Source organism: Vibrio sp. Y176, assembly GCF_033438945.1.
On record NZ_JAWOQS010000065.1, the window covers coordinates 1 to 1,486 of the forward strand.

2 protein-coding genes are annotated in these 1,486 nt (G+C 46.1%); one reads left to right on the forward strand and one right to left on the reverse strand.

Features of this window, described 5'->3' with window-relative positions:
- Positions 1–29 precede the first annotated feature (29 nt).
- Positions 30–1,187, forward strand: a complete 1,158-nt coding sequence (locus tag R7O13_RS24070) for a GGDEF domain-containing protein (protein ID WP_318304827.1) — start codon at positions 30–32, stop codon at positions 1,185–1,187.
- A 19-nt stretch (positions 1,188–1,206) separates the two neighbouring features.
- Here the strand turns inward: R7O13_RS24070 and R7O13_RS24075 are convergent.
- Positions 1,207–1,486: hypothetical protein (locus R7O13_RS24075; protein WP_318304828.1), on the reverse strand; the 280-nt coding region annotated here is incomplete at its 5' end.

Here is a 1,486-nt window from a genome sequence, read left to right on the forward strand (position 1 = left end):
GTAAATATCAATTTAAGTAGGGATAGAAGATGTCGACATTGGCCGGGGCTCGCCTAGAAGAAATGGCGGATATCCGCTCGACGAGAAAAAAGAAAATCGTTTTTCTGTGTTCTAGCATTGCCGCCACACTACTGGTGTACGGCGCTATCGTCCAATCGCTCGAAAATCATTGGGTGTTAAGCGTTTTGCATGCCTTCAGTGCCATCGCATGCTTAGGTATCTGCTATCTCATTAAAGTTCAAAGGCATCACAAATATGCCGATTTACTGCTCCGCGCCGTCATCATGTTTGAGGGGTTATTACTACTTCTTTTTAATGATGCGCCCTCCGGAAAGTTATTGTGGCTCTACCCCATCGTCGCAACCATCATTTTGATTAACGAGTTCAAAGTCGGTTTACTCTTTAGCGCTACCTACATGATTTTGGTTTTCTTTGGCATTACGTTTTTAGACGGCTTACCTGCCACTGGCGATATGATCGAACGCCGATTCATGTTCACCTTAATCGCCATCAGTTTTGTCTGCCATACCTTCTCCTACTACTACGCAAAAGTCGTCAGCTACATTCAAACCCTTTACCGAGAAGGGATTGAGGAGTTAGCCTACCTAGACCAACTGACGGGCTTAGCGAATCGTTGGAGCTTTGAAACGTGGGCTAGAGCAAAACTGCACGACATTGACCACTCAGACGAACGCAGTGTCACTGCGTTAGTTTTTCTCGATATCGACAATTTTAAGTACATCAACGACACCTATGGCCATGATGTTGGCGACCAAGTGTTGAAAGCATTTGCGACTCGATTGAAGAAAAGCATTCGTAACAGCGACCGAAAAACCGATAAACATGACTACTCCATTGCGCGCTTCGCAGGCGATGAGTTCGTGTTAATGCTTTACGATGTGCGCAGTAAACAAGACCTAGATGGCATTTTGGATCGCATCGTTAATTTGTTCCCAAAGGGATATCAAAACTACGATACCTATAATGAGCTCACGATGAGCGTAGGAGCCGCAATCTATAAACAAGACGCCAACGATTTATCAGAGCTTACCCGCTGCGCAGACAAAGCGATGTATGCCGCGAAACACACGGGTAAAAATCAGTACGCGTTTTACGAACATTGTTCTCATGCTGGTGAGTTGCGCAAACAACAAGACTCAATGCTTAAGACGACAAAGGAGGGCTAAGCCTTTGTGAGTCGCCCGATTATGCAAAAAAGTGCATCGCCCACAACCCAAGCGCTAAAAACACGATCAACCAGAAGGCTTGACGCGCCCGGCTTGGTTTTCCTTGTTGAGGTGCAATCACTGGCTTAAAAGCTCGCTCCTTCATTTTTCCGACCAAGCTTTTTTCTATCGCCTGTTTGTAAAACTTGCGTCTTTTGTGCGCCGCGTTCGCTACTTCAGTAAAGCGGTGTCGCTGCTCATTCGCTAAATCGCTCGCTTCGTAGCGAAGATGGAGATCAGAATGCTTACCTTGTACTGCC